Source organism: Octadecabacter dasysiphoniae (assembly GCF_021532615.1).
Lineage (GTDB): Bacteria > Pseudomonadota > Alphaproteobacteria > Rhodobacterales > Rhodobacteraceae > Octadecabacter > Octadecabacter dasysiphoniae.
The window spans coordinates 20,393-35,853 of record NZ_JAKGAQ010000007.1 but is presented as its reverse complement, the minus strand read 5'-3'; the positions used below and the strand labels follow the sequence as shown (position 1 = coordinate 35,853).

Below are 15,461 nucleotides of genomic sequence, written 5' to 3'. Positions count from 1 at the left end.
TTGCGATGGAAGACGGCCTGCGCTTTGCGATCCGCGAAGGCGGCCGCACCGTCGGCGCCGGCGTGGTCTCCAAGATCTTGGCGTAACCTCGGTTACCCGAAGTAATAAACGAAAGGCCGTCCAGAAATGGGCGGCCTTTTGCATGCGTGGCCCTGACACCACACCACACCTCAATTCAAATTCAAAATATACTCCGGATCGTCCCGCGTGAATTGGACCTCGCCAAAATCGCGAACGTCCTCGTCTCCGATGCAATTGTAATCATCGCTCAGCACACGGAATGTTTCGGCGTTTGAAATACAAAATCCCGACTCCGCATTTCCGCTCCAGTGGCCGTTGTTTTCATTCTCGACCCGGTAATACACGTAGTCGTCCGAGAACCGCCCGAAGCTCCCCCTCGGCGTGGTCGCACAATCGCCTGCCTTGATCGTGTACCATGCGCGCAACGTGCGTTCGGGGTCGTCCACATTTTGACGCCAGACATAGGCGGCAAAAACGTCCCCGTCGGTGCGATTACAAAGCGTCATGGAATAACTGTCGTCTTCTGGCTCAACGGCCTGGCTGGTCTCGGACGCGCGATTGGGCTCCGGCGCGACCGTTTGGGTCTGCGTGACCACCTGATCGGGTGCGTCGGATGACCTGCTTTGCAGAAAAACGCCAGCCATCACGGCGACTGCTATCAAAAGCACCCACAGATCCACGCTCATCAAACGGCTACGGCGTTTTCGCTGCGCGCCACCCGCAGGCTTTGCAGCCACCTTTTCCACAGGTTGGGGTTTTTGCACAGGCGGCGTGGGCTTGGGCGCCACCGCGACAGAGGTATCAAATTCAAAGACATCCCCCACCTCCATGTAGATCTGATCGACCTGCGCGAACATCTTTGTGATCTGCCCGTCTTGCCGTGTTCCGAACGCAGCCTCGCCGCCGTCCGCGCCCATCACGGTATAGACCACGGTGTCATTGCCCCGCACGCTGCCCGCGACATCCACAAGAATCCGCGTGATTTTAATCGGATAAATCAACGTCGGCGATGGTGCGGGGGTCTGGACGATCTGCTTCATAAAGGCTTTCTAGGTGCTAATATGCGATAAAGAATGTTGCGAAGTTTCCCGAACGTCAAGAAGCGGCAAGACATTGATCCTTCGGGGTATATTGTCACCACCCCGCGGGTCTTTTAGGTTTGGCTTCAAGCAAAGGATGCCCGCCATGCCCCCACTTCCCCCACGTGATTTTCCAACGCCTGACACCACCTATCCCGTGATCCTGCCGGATGGCACGCAGTACAAAGGCACCGTCTTTTTGCGCGCGGCCATCGATAACCCCAACATCACCGTCGGCGATTATACCTATGCCAGCGCCCATGTTCCGCCCGCCGATTGGGCGTTCCACCTCGCACCCTATCTGTTCCCCCAAAGCCCCGAGACCCTGACGATTGGTAAATTCTGCCAGATCGCGGACGGTGTGACGTTCATCACATCCTCGGCCAATCACCGCTATGACGGGTTTTCCAGTTTCCCGTTTTCGATCTTTCTGGACATGGATCGAAACCGCCCGTCCATGCCGGGTGCGGGGCCGGATACCACCATTGGTCACGATGTCTGGATCGGGCAGGGCGCTACCATTCTGCCCGGGGCCAACATCGGTGACGGTTGCATCATCGGCGCGAAATCTGTCGTGTCCGGCACCCATCCGCCCTACACGATCCTTGCGGGCAACCCCGCCAAACCCGTGCGCCGCCGCTTTGATGATGCCACGATCGCGGCGCTGGCAAAGATCGCATGGTGGCATTGGCCGATTGAAACTGTAGTGTCGAACGAAGCCGCCATTTGTGGCGCTGATCTAGACGCTTTGGAACGGGCCGCACCGCATGCTTAAACTCATTTTGATGCCGTTTATCGCCGTTTTCGTGATTCTGCGGACGATATTCTTCCCATGGTATCTGCGCTGGTTCTTCCATCTCAATTGGACGCTGTATTTCGCCTGTGCCGCCGCGGTCGGGTTCTTTGCCTATACTGTCTACGAAGAATATCGCCTTAACGTGGCCGAGGCAGAATTGCGCGTACGGGACGCAGCACCCGCAACAACGCTGTTGTCGCAATGGTCCCAATCCGACATCGGCGATTATGACGAAGTATCGGTTCAAGGCCTGTATTTCGCAGCCCTTCCGCAGGGCACGTTTGATCGCACGGGCGGGGAACGCGCCTATATCCTGTTGGCGGATGACCTCGGGCGGGAGGTAAAGGCAGCGCTTGTCGTAATGCCAAGCGAATTGTCCCGCCTGACCCGCCAGTTGGCCGCGCAGGGCGGTGGCGATGCGGTTGAAGTGACCGTGGGCGGCACGCTGAACAGCAACGCAACATGGGACAGTGCGATTCGCATCCAGATGCAAATGCGCAACCTGCCCGCCGCTGATGATCTGATGGTGATCGAACCGTTCCTCGGCCCGCGCACCGAAGCTTTGTTTGCCGATGCCGACGACAGTTTCAATCTGGTGATCATTTTTGGCGGTCTCGCGGGGCTCCTGGTGGTTCTGGGCATCGGCAAATACGGCTTGGGCCTTGGCACAGGGCGGCGCTCGTCTGCGACCCAGTCCCAGATGTCCGCCCGCGACGTACAGGCACAACGACAGGCCAAATCACCCAGCCGCAAGGCACTGCCAGCCGCCGACAACGTGTCACCCTGGGATTCGTTTGACCCCCAGGACAGCAACGTGGCGCGCCCAACCCCAACACAAAACACACGCCCGAAGGCCCAAAAGGCAACGCCGGGTAAACCCCTGCCCAAACCGCAGGGCAAACGCACGGCCCCGCCCGCTGCAACAGATGCGCCCCCCCTTCAGCCACCCTTCAAAAGCGTCTTTCCCGGCGGCGGCTCAGGCTTTCGGTTCAAGTCCGCAGACGAGATCATCAAACAGTCCTTCGGCACACTCAGCACGCTGAACAAGGTAAACCGCATCCCTGAGTAAGGTTTGCGGTTGCCAAGTCGCCAACTGCTGGGTATTCCCGCACTTGGCTTAGGGGTTTAGCTCAGTTGGTAGAGCATCGGTCTCCAAAACCGAGGGTCGTGGGTTCGAGTCCCTCAGCCCCTGCCAAGCCACACGGTTCCGCGGCGCACGCGCGCGCCTCAACGGGAGAAGACATTGCACCCTTTGCCGCAGTCAATTGCCCTGCACATCGGCGCGCATAAAACAGCGTCCTCCCATCTTCAGAATGTTCTGTACAAAAATCGCGGGCTTTTGGCCGATGATGGCATCCGTATTTACGGCCCGCGGTATCTGCGCATGCCGGGGCGCAATCTGGCCGCGATGTTCGGCCTGTCTTGGTCCGAAAGCCCCCCACCGCGCCGCACACCCAAACGCCAGCTGAAATTTCTGGTCAAAGGGCGGCGTCACCTCGTGCTGAGCGAAGAAAACTTTGTCGGCAATCTGGCAGACCTCAAGGGGCGGACAGTTTTGCCGATTTACCCCACCGGACGGGATCGCATCGCCGAACTGGTCGCAAAATGGGCGCCCGTTGAAACCGATTTGTTCGTCGCCGTGCGCGATCCTGCGTCCTTTCTCGGGTCTGCCTATTCGCAGGCCATGTTTGGCGGCTTTCACATCCGCCCGCGCCAGTTTCGCCTGCGCAATGATTGGCGTGCTGTGGATTGGGCCGATTACATCGACGGGCTGCGCACCATTGACGGGCTGCGCCGTATCTACGTCTGGCGCCAAGAAGATTACCACCAATCCCAATCACTTATCGTCAAACACCTGACCCGCATCAGCGACGTCGAACCACTGAAATTCATCGACAAACGTGTTCATCAGGGGCTGTCGGTCACGGCCGTTCAAACCACCCTCGAAGCTTCCAGCGCAGGGGAAAAAGGCACCCTTGCACGGGATGCACGCCGCGCGTTTCCCGTCGGCAAAGATCATTCCCTGTTTGAACTTTACAGCAGTTCAACCCTGCGCAAATCCCGTGACATCTACGCGGCACAAATGGCGCGGATTGCCCAAATGGACGGCGTGACTGTGCTGCAATCGCCGCCCACAGGCGACGCCACCCAACCACAGGGTTGAAAAGCCCTGCCAACACAGTTACCTCAACGCCAATCCACCCCGTAAGGACAGATCATGGCACGCACGAACCCCGTTCAATTCATCCAGCAGGTCCGCGCCGAAGTCGGCAAAGTCGTCTGGCCGACCCGCCGCGAAGTCACGCTGACCACCATCATGGTGTTCATCATGGCCGCCGTCATGGCGTTGTTTTTTACGCTGGTCGACATGATCATCCGCTTCGGTCTCGAAAACGTTCTTAGTTCTTTCTAGGTGAAACCCGCCGCGACCCCCCTTGAAGTGTCAGGGCCGTCGCGGTAAAGAACCACTCAGTTTAGATGGCGTGCAACGGATGAGTTGCACGCCGCTTTTATTTCCGGGACTCCCGTGCGGGTCCGTTTCGACCAAGAAGGACAAAAATCATGGCGCAGCGTTGGTATTCCGTTTCCGTGTTGTCGAACTTCGAAAAGAAGATCGCAGAAACCATTCGCGCAACGGCCGAAGAACAAGGCCTTGAGGATCAGATCACCGAAGTTCTGGTGCCAACCGAAGAAGTCATCGAAGTGCGCCGCGGCAAGAAAGTCACGGCAGAGCGACGCTTCATGCCCGGTTACGTTCTGGTCCACATGGAAATGTCCGACGAAGGTTACCACCTGATCAACTCCATCAACCGCGTCACAGGGTTCTTGGGGCCACAGGGGCGTCCGATGCCCATGCGTGACGCCGAAGTGCAGCAGATCCTTGGCCGCGTCGAAGAAGGCCAGGAAGCACCACGTACTCTCATCAATTTCGAGATCGGCGAGAAGGTCAAAGTCAACGAAGGCCCGTTCGAGGATTTCGATGGCATGGTCGAAGAAGTCGACGAAGAAAACCAGCGTCTCAAGGTTACCGTGTCCATCTTTGGCCGCGCCACACCGGTCGAACTGGAATTCACACAGGTGTCCAAGCAGGGCTAAACCCCGCCTGTCAGAATTTGGAAAATGCCGCCCTTATCCGGGGCGGCGTTTTGCGTTTCAAGGCATCCAAAGTTCGGTATCTGGATGAAACTGCGACCACGCAAACCAGAACGCCTGATGGCTTCCAACGTCTGCGCCATCAAGGCCCACAGCGCGAATCCCACCTGCATCTATCTCAAGACGGACATCTTCGAAGATGATCTCTTGGTCGTTGCGCAGGGCAATCATCGCAGCGGAACGTTGGAACGCGACTGGCGTACCTGACCCCGTGGTCACGCCAATGATGTCTTCCTGAACGGGCAAACGCGGGTCCACATCCCCTACCGGAAAGATAGGCCCGTTGGCATCCCGCCCGTTGCGAAAATCAAAATCACGACCAAGCGCGAGGGATTCGACCAGCACGGTCGTATCTGGATGCGCCTCTTTCCACGTGCCCCAATCTGTCGTGATGACCGTGGCCTGTTCCAGCTCAAACCCGATATCATACAAAAGACCCGTCACTGCGCGCCCAAGGAAGGTATCAAACACCGACCCAGACGTCAGGTCATACATCACCTTGTTGGACCGGATCAGCAGGCCGGATGTGCGCAGGATGGGTCTTTCCACCCCGTCCGGCAATTCATCGGTGAAATAGGCCTGCGCTGCACCGCACAAGGTGCAATACGGAATGCCAAGGTCGCGCCCGCCAAGGGTATCGTTGACCATCTCGCGCACTTCCATGATGCGGCGCGGATAGGCGCGGGATTCCCCGTTGATCGTAATGCCGAACACGATGGCGTCGTCATCCAGCCAAGTCGCGTCTTGCGCGGTGCTGACTTCGGGGTTGTCGGCTGCGGGGATGCAATTGCAGACATCATCAGTCGTGTCATAGGGGCGCGCATCAATGTTCACGCCGCCCCACGCAACAAGATGCCAGTCAATGTCACCTTCCACGAAAATCTCGTCCCAGCCCTCAAGATAATTGGTGTAGATCGCCCGCTTACTATCAAGGTAGCCGGGGTAGGCGGGCATATCCCACGCGATCATGTAGTCGATCAATTCAGACGGGTGGAACACATCCAGCCGATTGATTCCCAACAGGTCGGTCGATGTCTTCATCAGCGCGTTCGAAAATTCAGGTCGCCATGTAAACCGCAACATATCCGCCAATAGCCACGCAACGCGCGGGTCTTTGGCATCGGTAATCGTTGCCAGATCGCCCGTATCACCGATGTCCCAGCTGTTTTGATCCAAACTGATCCGCACAAGGCGGTCGATGGCCGTTTGCAAGTCATCGGACAGCGCCCCATCGGGGATCGCGGGCGGTGCGCCGAATTCGTCAATCACATAATCTGGCAGGTCGGCGGTTTGCGCGGCTGATGCGCTGGCGCACACGGCCATGATCAGGGTGAAAACGGCGGCGATAATCGGGCGGGGGGACGACGACATGGCATTTCCTTTAAGACGTATCCGGCCACCCTAGATCGAACTTCAATCACGCAGCTATTCACATTTGCATCATCACAGCGCTGCGGGCCAATCCCCCTTGCAAGAATCCCCAAGCCCCGCTAAAGCAGCCCCTTGTCGGGGTCCGTTTCGGAAACCGGTATTCCATGTGGGAGGCGCGGCGCACGCGAGCGTCAGACCAGACCACATCCACATAGGTCACAGACACGCGGTGTGTGACCGGACAAAAGGAGAAGCCTCATGGCTAAAAAAGTCGCTGGCACAATGAAGCTGCAAGTCGCAGCTGGCCAAGCCAACCCATCCCCACCCGTCGGCCCTGCACTGGGTCAACGCGGTATCAACATCATGGAATTCTGTAAGGCGTTTAACGCTAAAACAGCTGACCTTGAGCCCGGTGCGCCGTGCCCAACCGTGATCACGTACTACCAGGACAAATCCTTTGCGATGGACATCAAGACGCCACCAGCGTCCTACTTCCTCAAAAAGGCCGCCAAGGTTAAATCCGGCGCGAAAACACCGTCCCGTGAAACTGTCGGTACAGTCACCACAAAGCAGGTTCGTGAGATTGCAGAGGCCAAAATGAAGGACCTCAACGCAAACGACATCGAAAGCGCAATGAAAATCATTCTGGGCTCTGCTCGGTCTATGGGCATCGAGGTTAAGTAAGATGGCAAAGTACGGAAAACGCACAACCGCCGCCCGCGAAGCATTCGCTGGCAAAGCCGACGTGACTGTGTCCGAGGCCGTGTCCTTGGTCAAAGACAACGCCAAAGCGAAGTTCGATGAAACAATCGAAATCGCAGTTGTTCTGGGTGTTGATCCCCGCCACGCTGACCAGATGGTCCGCGGCAAGATCGCACTGCCGAACGGCACAGGCAAAACCATGCGCGTCGCAGTGTTCGCACGTGGCGACAAAGCTGACGAAGCAACAGCCGCTGGCGCAGACATTGTCGGCGCAGAGGACCTGATGGAAATCGTTCAGTCCGGCAAGATCGAATTCGATCGTTGCATCGCGACACCTGACATGATGCCAATCGTTGGTCGTCTTGGTAAGGTTCTGGGCCCACGCAACCTGATGCCGAACCCGAAAGTCGGCACAGTGACAATGGACGTCAAAGACGCCGTTGAAGCTGCTAAGGGCGGCGAAGTTCAGTTCAAAGTCGAAAAAGCTGGCGTTGTTCACGCTGGCATCGGCAAAGCGTCCTTCACAGCTGCAAAGCTCGAAGAAAACGTTTTGGCGTTCGTTGGTGCGGTCCAAAAGGCAAAGCCTGCTGGTTCCAAAGGCACATACATGAAGAAAATCTCGCTGACGTCCACAATGGGCCCAAGCGTGACACTGAATGTAGACAACGCGACAGGAAACTAAGGCCGCAATCGCAGTCCGGTGTTTCACCAAAGATAACAAAAGGCGTCCCACACGGGGCGCCTTTTGCCATTTCTGCCTATGATACGGTTACGCCACGGCCTTGCGCACGCAGCTGCGGCCTTCTTTTTTGGCGGTATATAGCGCCACATCCGCCCGCGCGATCAGGCGATGCGGGCTTGTCGGAACCGCGCCAGACAGCGCGACCCCCACACTGGCCCCGATCGACAATGGATCATCGCCAAACATGATCGGCTCTGCGATCGCGTCGACAATGTCTTGCCCGTGCTGGATGGCTTGCCTGCCATCACAGCACTCCGTCGCCAGTAGCGTAAACTCGTCACCGCCAATCCTGAAAACCTCATTGCTAAAACCGCACAGCGCGTTGATCCGCGCGGCGGCCGTCACCAGTACCATATCGCCAGCAGGGTGCCCGAACGTGTCGTTGACCTGTTTGAACCGGTCCAGATCAATATGAAGCAACGCAACGCAAGGTTCGCGTACAGACAGCGCCTCTGCGATGGCGGAATCAAATGCACGCCTGTTGCGCAGCCCTGTCAGCGGGTCTTCAAACGCCGCCAGTTCCAGTTCGCGGCGCAATGCATCCAATTCATGATTGCGCGCCGCCAGTGCCCCGTTCATCGCCGCCAACCGCGCGATGGATTCTTTTTCTTCGGTGACGTCATGCCCGGTGCCGCGATAGCCCAAAAATGCCCCGTCCGGCCCAAACACCGGATTCCCTGACACACGCAGCCAAAGGTGACCCTCGGCCATTTGCCGACTGACCCTGTATTCAAGGTTCCGGAACGGGCGGCGGTTGTTCAGATCATCCAGATGGTCCTTGAAACATTGCCCGTCCCCCACAAGCGTCATTTGCTGGTCTCGCCTGCGACCAAGGATGTCCTTGATGCGCATATGGGTGACTTCTTCCATGCGGGGGGAAAAATAGGTGAACCGGTGATCCGCATCCGTTTCCCAAAACCAGTCCGACGCAATACCTGCGAAATCTTCCAGATCACGGATGGGTTTTGATGTGGGCGCCGTCATGCCACGCTGTTATTTGCCAATCCTTGACAAATTCTGAACTTTTCACGCGAAGGCTGGGGGAAAACGGCATGGCCCACGTATCAGGGCTTGGCAAAAGGCCGTGACGCGGCTACATCACCCGTCGTACACAGCTGCGGGATTCGTCGCGCGCCTTTGTGCATTCGTCCGAGACGGTGGGTGAACTTCGGTTCATAAATCCTGCCTGAGGCGGGAAAGACCGAGATTTATTGGCGCTCTCTACGGGTTCCACTCTGACCGGCTCAACCCCGTACATCGAGGACTTCTACGTTTGGCCCGCAAAGGCCAAGCAAACTTGAGCCGGGGCCGGAATTCTTCCCAAGCCCCATATTTGGAGTGAAACTGTGGATAGAGCACAAAAAGAACAATTGGTCGAAAACCTCGGCCAAATCTTTGAAAGCTCTGGCGTCGTTGTGGTTGCCCACTACGAAGGCCTGACAGTTGCTGAGATGCAAGACCTGCGTGCCCGTGCACGTGAGGCCGATGCATCTGTACGCGTTGCCAAAAACAAGCTCGCTAAAATTGCCCTCGAAGGTAAGCCATGCGCAAGCATCGCTGATCACCTGACAGGCATGACCGTTCTGACCTTTTCTGAGGATCCTGTGGCTGCGGCCAAGGTTGCTCAGGGTTTCGCCAAAGATAACGAAAAGCTCGTTATCCTCGGTGGCGCTATGGGTGAGACGGCACTTGACGTCGCTGGTGTTAAAGCAGTGTCCGAAATGCCTAGCCGTGAGGAGCTTATTGCTTCCATCGCTGGCTGCATCGGTGCACCTGCCTCCAACATCGCCGGCGCAATTGGCGCGCCTGCTTCTAACATCGCTAGCGTTCTTTCGACCATCGAAGAGAAGGCTGCTTAAAGCAACTTGAATGGCCGACGTAGGGACTGCCCCTGTCGTTGGAACACAAACTTAGAAATGGAAAAGCAAATGGCTGATCTGAAAAAAATGGCTGAAGACATTGTCGGTTTGACACTGCTCGAAGCACAAGAACTGAAAACCATCCTCAAGGATGAGTACGGCATCGAACCAGCAGCCGGTGGCGCTGTTATGATGGCTGGCGGCGGCGACGCTGGCGCAGCAGAAGAAGAGAAGACAGAATTCGACGTCGTTCTCAAGAACGCTGGCGCATCCAAAATCAACGTCATCAAAGAAGTCCGCGGCATCACAGGTCTTGGCCTGAAAGAAGCCAAAGACCTGGTCGAAGCCGGTGGCAAGATCAAAGAAGGCGTCGACAAAGCCGAAGCCGAAGACGTAAAAGCCAAGCTGGAAGCAGCTGGCGCAGAAGTCGAACTGGGCTAAGCCTCGTTTATCTTTTGACTACGAAAACGGCGGTCCCTCGGGGCCGCCGTTTTTGTTTGCCGCGATGTCATCACGTTGATGAAACGCGCCACAACCGAACACAGCTGTTAGAACCGCACAACCAGTACCGAAACAGCGGCATTGCGTGCCACACGGGCGGCGTTGGGCCCGATAAGGCGCTCTGTCAGGTCCGGTTTATGGGCCCCCACGATAATCATGTCCGCCGCAACGGTCTGCGCCGTGGCCAGGATTTCTTCGTAGGTCACCCCGACCTCAACGATGTGCTGGATAGGGTCACCCTGCGCCGTCGCACTGCCCGCCACATCATAAAGAGCACCCATCGCGGCCTCTGTCGCTTTCTTCAACGTGCCTTCCTTGAAAAACGACCCGACCCAGGATGATCCGTAGTCAGGCAGGACAGTCATCACGCTGAGCGATGCCTGATAAAGCCCCGCCAGCTTTTCGGCCTCCGCGATGATCTTTTTGGCTTCGTCCTCATGGGACAGATCGATTGCACACAGAATACGTTTCATCAGGCCGTAACCTCTTCTAGTTCTGGTTCAGGTTCTTTGCGGCGCATCTGCAAAAGGTACACGACCAACAACAGCAACAGCGCCGGAATGTAGAACAGTTCCTTGGGCATGCGGTCTGCGGGCACTTCCAATTCGACGACCTCCCAATCAAAATCGATGCCAAGCTGTTCGGCAGGTCCGCCAAACTGCATGAAATCGACAAGGATTTTCCCGTCTTCTTCGCGGAAACTGACCCCTGCGTTCTGGTCCAGTCGCGTCGCGCCATCCGCCCCCGCATCGCCCACAGGCAACAAGAAGCGCGCATCGACAGGCTCCCCGCTCAGGTCCTCACCGACCATGCGAACGCGCAATGTGTCACCGCTCGCGGCGGCCTCGGCCATCGTGAACAATTCAGACCCCGCGCGCTGTTCAAATTCCGGCGCGATCTTGTTGAGGAAATACCCCGGTTGGAACAGCGTGAACGCGATCAACAGCAACGCCGCACTTTCCCACAATCGCGATTTGACCATAAAGTAATTCATCGTGCCGGCGGCAAACAATAACATCGCCACCATCGCGACCAAGAACACGAATATCGCCTGATACGGCCCGACATCGATCAACAACAAATCGGTGTTGAAGATGAACAGGAACGGCAACAACGCGGTGCGGATCGAATAGAAGAACGCCTGAAATCCGGTCTTCAGCGGATCACCCTTTGAAATGGCGGCCGCGGCAAAACTCGCCAGACCCACAGGGGGCGTCACGTCCGCCATGATCCCGAAGTAGAACACGAACATGTGCACCGCGATCAGCGGCACAATCAGCCCGTTCTGCGCGCCCAGTTCAACGACCACGCCTGCCATCAGCGAACTCACCACGATGTAATTGGCCGTCGTCGGCAGGCCCATACCAAGGATGATCGAAATCACGGCGACGAAGAACAACATCGCCAGCAGGTTCCCGCCAGACAGATATTCAACGAATTCGGCCATCACCTGACCAATACCCGTCAACGTCACAGCACCTACAATGATACCCGCAACACCCATCGCGGCGGCAAGGCCGATCATGTTGCGCGATCCTGCAATCATACCCTCAGCGATGTCGGCAAACCCCGCCTTGAACTGCGCACCAATATCGCTTTGACCCCGGAAAAAGGATTTCAACGGGTTCTGCGTGGCAAGGATCACCAGCATGAAAATGCTCGACCAGAAGGCAGACAATCCCGGCGATTTGCGTTCAATCATCAGCAAATACATCAGCAGGAAAATCGGCATCAGGTAATGCAAACCCGTTTTCAGAATTTCACGCACGGGCGGCAGGCTCTGCATTGATTCAATGCTTACCTCAAGGTCCGGCCCCATGGCGGCAAACCGCACAGCCGCAACGTACCCCACACCCATCATCAGCAAAATCACCCAGAACGACAGCGCACCAAGCGCGGATCCAAGAAAGCCAACAACATAGCTGGCAATCATCAACGACCCGCCCGCGATCACGATGGAAATCGCAATGATGAACACTGCGCCCAGCATGAATTTCACGGGGTTCATGCGGCTGGTGCCCGTCATGCCCATTTTCAGCGCCTCAAGGTGAACGATATACACCAGCGCGATGTAGGAAATCGCCGCTGGCACAATCGCCGTGCGCACGACCTCAACGTAAGACACGCCCACATATTCGGTCATCAAGAACGCCACAGCGCCCATGACGGGTGGCGTCAAAACCCCGTTGATCGACGATGACACCTCAATCGCGCCCGCCTTGGTTGCCGGAAAACCAACGCGCTTCATCAGCGGAATGGTGAATGTGCCGGTTGTCACAACATTGGCGATGGATGATCCTGAAATCAGGCCCGTCGCAGCGGATGCAATCACCGCCGCCTTGGCAGGGCCACCGCGCAAATGCCCAAGGGCGGCAAACGCGAGTTTGAGGAAATAGTTGCCCGCGCCTGCTTGGTTCAACAACGACCCGAACAACACGAACAAAAACACAAACGACGATGACACCCCGATAGCCACACCGAAAACGCCCTCGGTGGTCAGCCACATGTGGCTCATGGCTTTGTTCATGCTGGCGCCTTGCCAGCGGATCATATCGGGTAGGCCATCCCAGCTTCCAAAGAACACGTAGGACAAAAAGAACAGCGCGACGGCCATCAACGGAATGCCCAAAGACCGGCGCGCGGCCTCCATCAGCAGCAAGATACCGATAACTGCAACGACTACGTCCAGCTGTGACGGCGCGCCGGTGCGCGCGGCAATGCCTGCATAGGCGTACCAGATATAACCGGACGTCGCGGCCGCCAGCAGGCCCAACGCCCAGTCCTGAATGGGGATGTGATGGCGCGGCGATGATTTGAATGTCGGAAAGGCGATATAGGCAAGAAACACCGCGAACGATAAATGGATCGCGCGGGTCTGCGTGTCATTCAGGATGACCAATTTATAGATATCACCAAAGAAACTGTTGTTCCAAAGAAGGACCACATCAAACCGCAACGGCGACGCGATCCAAAGTTGGAAGATGGCCCAGATCAGCGGGACAATCCAAAGAAGACGGCGGGAAAATGCACCTTTGGGTGCGCGGCCTCCTGTGTCGCTGTCGGCTATGATATCATCGACATTGACACTGTTGTCGGCTGTTCTGTCTGACATGGTCGTCCCCCTTGGCGTTCGGCGCTGCGGTTGATCCAACAATGCGCCAAAGCCGCCCCCGCATCTCTGCGGGGACGGCCCGTGTTTTAGTGATGCAGTGCGCGCAAGGCGCCCGCGATCAATGGATTACTCCATCCAGCCTTGCTCACGGTAATACTGCGCCGCACCCGGGTGCAGTTCAGCCGTCAGACCGTCTGTGATCATCTCGTCCTGTGACAGACGCGCAAATGCAGGGTGCAAACGCTTGAAGTCGTCAAAGTTGTCAAAGACACCGGACACAACCGCATAGACCACATCATCAGGCGTATCAGCAGACGTCACGAACGTCGCCTTCGGGCCCCAGCTTGCGATATCGTCTTCGTTGCCCGGATACATGCCACCGGGGATCGTCGCAGCGGCATAGGCTGTGTTTTCAGCCAGCAGCGTGTCGATGGCAGGCCCTTCAAGCGCGATGATGTTCACATCACACGTGGACGTTGCTTCTTGGCTGGATCCGTTGGGCAGACCAGCGGCCCAGATCGTCGCGTCGATGTTGCCGTCACACAGCGCAGCAGACTGCTCGGATGATTTCAGCTCGGCTGCGACAGCGAATTCGTCAGGCGAAACGCCGTAGTACCGCAGCACAGTTTCGGCCAAAACACGTGTACCGGAACCGGGGTTGGCGATGTTCACTTTCATGCCGCGCAGGTCTTCTACGGTTTCAATGCCGCTGTCTGCACGCACCATCAGGTGCATCGGCTCAGGGTGCACAGAAAACAGCGCGCGCAGGCCTTCATAGGCGCCATCAGCCTCAAACGCGCCTGTGCCGTTCAGGCCAGCCGCTTGCACGTCGGACTGAACGATACCGAAATCAAGCTCGCCCTGACGGATGGTACGTGTGTTGTAGACAGACCCGCCGGTGGATTCGACGGAACAGCGAATGCCGTGCTCAGAACGGTTGATGTTGACCAAACGGCAAATCGCACCACCCGTCGGATAGTAAACGCCCGTGACGCCACCCGTACCGATCGTGATGAATTGCTGATCTTGCGCGGACGCAGCGCCCGCAAATCCGAATGCCGCGACCGTCACCGCACCCAAGAATGTTTGTTTGATTGTCATTTATAGTCTCCCTGACCTTTGTGCCACGCCGCCTTTTTGGTGCGTGAATTACACAACGCGCAAACACGCGCTTAATCAGTGCAGCGTCACCAATGCGCAATTTGTTGTCACCTGAAAACTAATGTTTTTTTCGCGCACCCCAGTAGGCGTTGTTTTCAAGTCGGATATCTTCGTAGGTTTTGATGCGCGTTTTGGCCTCTTGTCCGCCCACCTGAACCAGCAAAGCCAGCAGGTTTTCAATGACCGCTGTTGGCCCCGCATAACATCCAAAATGATGGGTCGACACGACGGACGTCACAAGGATTTCGTCTGGCTGGAATTCGGTGGAAATCACATCGCTGTCGGTCACCATAATCAGCTTCACTCCGCGCTTTTGCGCAAATTTACACGCCTCGATTGTTTCGCGCGAATAGGGGGTAAACGTGATCGCGATCAGCACGTCATCCGGCCCGGCTTGGTTCAATTCGTCAATCGCGCTGCTCATGTGGCGGGGGATTAATTGCAGTGAAGGCAGGGCCATACGGCCAACATAGTGGAAATAATAGGCAATGCCGTAACTGGCACGAACCGCCGTCAGGTACACATTGCGTGCCCCCAGCATCATGCCCACCACCCGCGCCATTTGGTCGGGGGATTGGCGCAAAAGCGAACTGCGCACAACGGCGATGGTATTGGCCGCCGCTTCGGCCTGCACTTGACCGGATTCACCACTGTTGCGCAGGTCCTCAATCCAGCCCGGACGGTCCACCATGTCGCTGGAAAAAACCAGGGCATGGCGGAACGGTTCGCGCAGCTCATCAAAGCCCGCGAATCCAAGAACCTTCGCCATCCGCACGAGGGTATATGTAGACACGCCGCACTTCTTCGCCGTCTGGCGAATGGGGTCCAACCCGAAGTCCGCGGCGTGGTCCACGATGTACTTCGCAACCACCCGAAGACGCGGCGAAAGGTTCGGCAGTTCCGTCTTAAGCGTTGATATTGTTTTAGCTTTTAGGGTCGGGTCCATTCGAATCACTCATTTTCG

The 15,461-nt window shown here is 57.0% G+C and carries 17 protein-coding genes and 1 tRNA gene; 11 read left to right on the top strand and 7 right to left on the bottom strand.

The window, feature by feature from the left end; translation table 11 throughout:
• Nucleotides 1-86, top strand: an 86-nt coding sequence (locus tag L0664_RS18650; protein WP_336247117.1) for an EF-Tu C-terminal domain-related protein, incomplete at its 5' end; no start/stop codon positions are given.
• Nucleotides 87-170: 84 nt separating this feature from the next.
• Here the strand turns inward: L0664_RS18650 and L0664_RS18165 are convergent.
• On the bottom strand, nucleotides 171-1,061 hold the full coding sequence (locus L0664_RS18165) for a DUF1036 domain-containing protein (protein WP_235227322.1): 891 nt from the start codon (nucleotides 1,059-1,061) through the stop codon (nucleotides 171-173).
• Between the two features lie 145 nt (nucleotides 1,062-1,206).
• Between L0664_RS18165 and L0664_RS18160 the strand changes: the two genes are divergently transcribed.
• The 6 genes from L0664_RS18160 to nusG all read left to right on the top strand — a co-directional run bounded on the left by L0664_RS18160 (nucleotide 1,207) and on the right by nusG (nucleotide 4,992).
• Nucleotides 1,207-1,875 (top strand): CatB-related O-acetyltransferase, encoded by a 669-nt coding sequence (locus L0664_RS18160; RefSeq protein ID WP_235227321.1) that lies wholly within the window; start codon nucleotides 1,207-1,209, stop codon nucleotides 1,873-1,875.
• Complete coding sequence (locus tag L0664_RS18155) at nucleotides 1,868-2,965, top strand: hypothetical protein (RefSeq protein WP_235227320.1); 1,098 nt, start codon at nucleotides 1,868-1,870, stop codon at nucleotides 2,963-2,965. Before L0664_RS18160 ends, L0664_RS18155 begins: the two co-directional genes overlap by 8 nt.
• Nucleotides 2,966-3,015: 50 nt before the next feature.
• Nucleotides 3,016-3,091 (top strand) — tRNA-Trp (locus tag L0664_RS18150).
• Nucleotides 3,092-3,139: 48 nt separating this feature from the next.
• Nucleotides 3,140-4,060, top strand: coding sequence for a hypothetical protein (locus L0664_RS18145; RefSeq protein WP_235227319.1), 921 nt, complete (start codon nucleotides 3,140-3,142; stop codon nucleotides 4,058-4,060).
• A gap of 54 nt (nucleotides 4,061-4,114) precedes the next feature.
• Nucleotides 4,115-4,309 (top strand): preprotein translocase subunit SecE, encoded by a 195-nt coding sequence (gene secE / locus L0664_RS18140; RefSeq protein ID WP_235227318.1) that lies wholly within the window; start codon nucleotides 4,115-4,117, stop codon nucleotides 4,307-4,309.
• A gap of 149 nt (nucleotides 4,310-4,458) precedes the next feature.
• Complete coding sequence (nusG, locus tag L0664_RS18135) at nucleotides 4,459-4,992, top strand: transcription termination/antitermination protein NusG (protein WP_235227317.1); 534 nt, start codon at nucleotides 4,459-4,461, stop codon at nucleotides 4,990-4,992.
• Between the two features lie 57 nt (nucleotides 4,993-5,049).
• Here nusG and L0664_RS18130 read toward each other — a convergent pair whose 3' ends face one another.
• Nucleotides 5,050-6,420 (bottom strand): DUF3179 domain-containing (seleno)protein, encoded by a 1,371-nt coding sequence (locus L0664_RS18130; protein WP_235227316.1) that lies wholly within the window; start codon nucleotides 6,418-6,420, stop codon nucleotides 5,050-5,052.
• A 258-nt stretch (nucleotides 6,421-6,678) separates the two neighbouring features.
• Between L0664_RS18130 and rplK the strand changes: the two genes are divergently transcribed.
• On the top strand, nucleotides 6,679-7,104 hold the full coding sequence (gene rplK, locus L0664_RS18125) for a 50S ribosomal protein L11 (protein WP_235227315.1): 426 nt from the start codon (nucleotides 6,679-6,681) through the stop codon (nucleotides 7,102-7,104).
• Nucleotide 7,105: 1 nt separating this feature from the next.
• A complete protein-coding gene (rplA, locus tag L0664_RS18120) occupies nucleotides 7,106-7,804 on the top strand; it encodes a 50S ribosomal protein L1 (RefSeq protein WP_235227314.1) in 699 nt (232 codons plus the stop codon).
• Between the two features lie 87 nt (nucleotides 7,805-7,891).
• Here rplA and L0664_RS18115 read toward each other — a convergent pair whose 3' ends face one another.
• Nucleotides 7,892-8,848 carry a sensor domain-containing diguanylate cyclase gene (locus L0664_RS18115; RefSeq protein ID WP_235227313.1) on the bottom strand — a complete coding sequence of 319 codons (957 nt, stop codon included), beginning with the start codon at nucleotides 8,846-8,848 and terminating at the stop codon, nucleotides 7,892-7,894.
• A 362-nt stretch (nucleotides 8,849-9,210) separates the two neighbouring features.
• On the opposite strand from L0664_RS18115, the gene rplJ reads away from it, so the two are divergent.
• Both rplJ and rplL read left to right on the top strand, forming a co-directional pair.
• Nucleotides 9,211-9,723 (top strand): 50S ribosomal protein L10, encoded by a 513-nt coding sequence (gene rplJ / locus L0664_RS18110; protein ID WP_235227312.1) that lies wholly within the window; start codon nucleotides 9,211-9,213, stop codon nucleotides 9,721-9,723.
• A gap of 69 nt (nucleotides 9,724-9,792) precedes the next feature.
• A complete protein-coding gene (gene rplL, locus L0664_RS18105; RefSeq protein WP_235227311.1) occupies nucleotides 9,793-10,164 on the top strand; it encodes a 50S ribosomal protein L7/L12 in 372 nt (123 codons plus the stop codon).
• A gap of 107 nt (nucleotides 10,165-10,271) precedes the next feature.
• Here rplL and L0664_RS18100 read toward each other — a convergent pair whose 3' ends face one another.
• The 4 genes from L0664_RS18100 to L0664_RS18085 all read right to left on the bottom strand — a co-directional run bounded on the left by L0664_RS18100 (nucleotide 10,272) and on the right by L0664_RS18085 (nucleotide 15,443).
• The gene (locus L0664_RS18100) at nucleotides 10,272-10,697 is read right to left on the bottom strand and encodes a universal stress protein (protein ID WP_235227310.1); all 426 of its coding nucleotides are present in this window, start codon (nucleotides 10,695-10,697) and stop codon (nucleotides 10,272-10,274) included.
• Nucleotides 10,697-13,336 carry a TRAP transporter permease gene (locus L0664_RS18095; RefSeq protein WP_235227309.1) on the bottom strand — a complete coding sequence of 880 codons (2,640 nt, stop codon included), beginning with the start codon at nucleotides 13,334-13,336 and terminating at the stop codon, nucleotides 10,697-10,699. Before L0664_RS18095 ends, L0664_RS18100 begins: the two co-directional genes overlap by 1 nt.
• Before the next feature lie 126 nt (nucleotides 13,337-13,462).
• The gene (locus L0664_RS18090) at nucleotides 13,463-14,437 is read right to left on the bottom strand and encodes a TAXI family TRAP transporter solute-binding subunit (RefSeq protein WP_235227308.1); all 975 of its coding nucleotides are present in this window, start codon (nucleotides 14,435-14,437) and stop codon (nucleotides 13,463-13,465) included.
• Between the two features lie 118 nt (nucleotides 14,438-14,555).
• Entirely contained in the window at nucleotides 14,556-15,443 is an 888-nt protein-coding gene (locus L0664_RS18085) for a MurR/RpiR family transcriptional regulator (RefSeq protein WP_235227307.1), read from the bottom strand.
• Nucleotides 15,444-15,461: the final 18 nt, after the last annotated feature.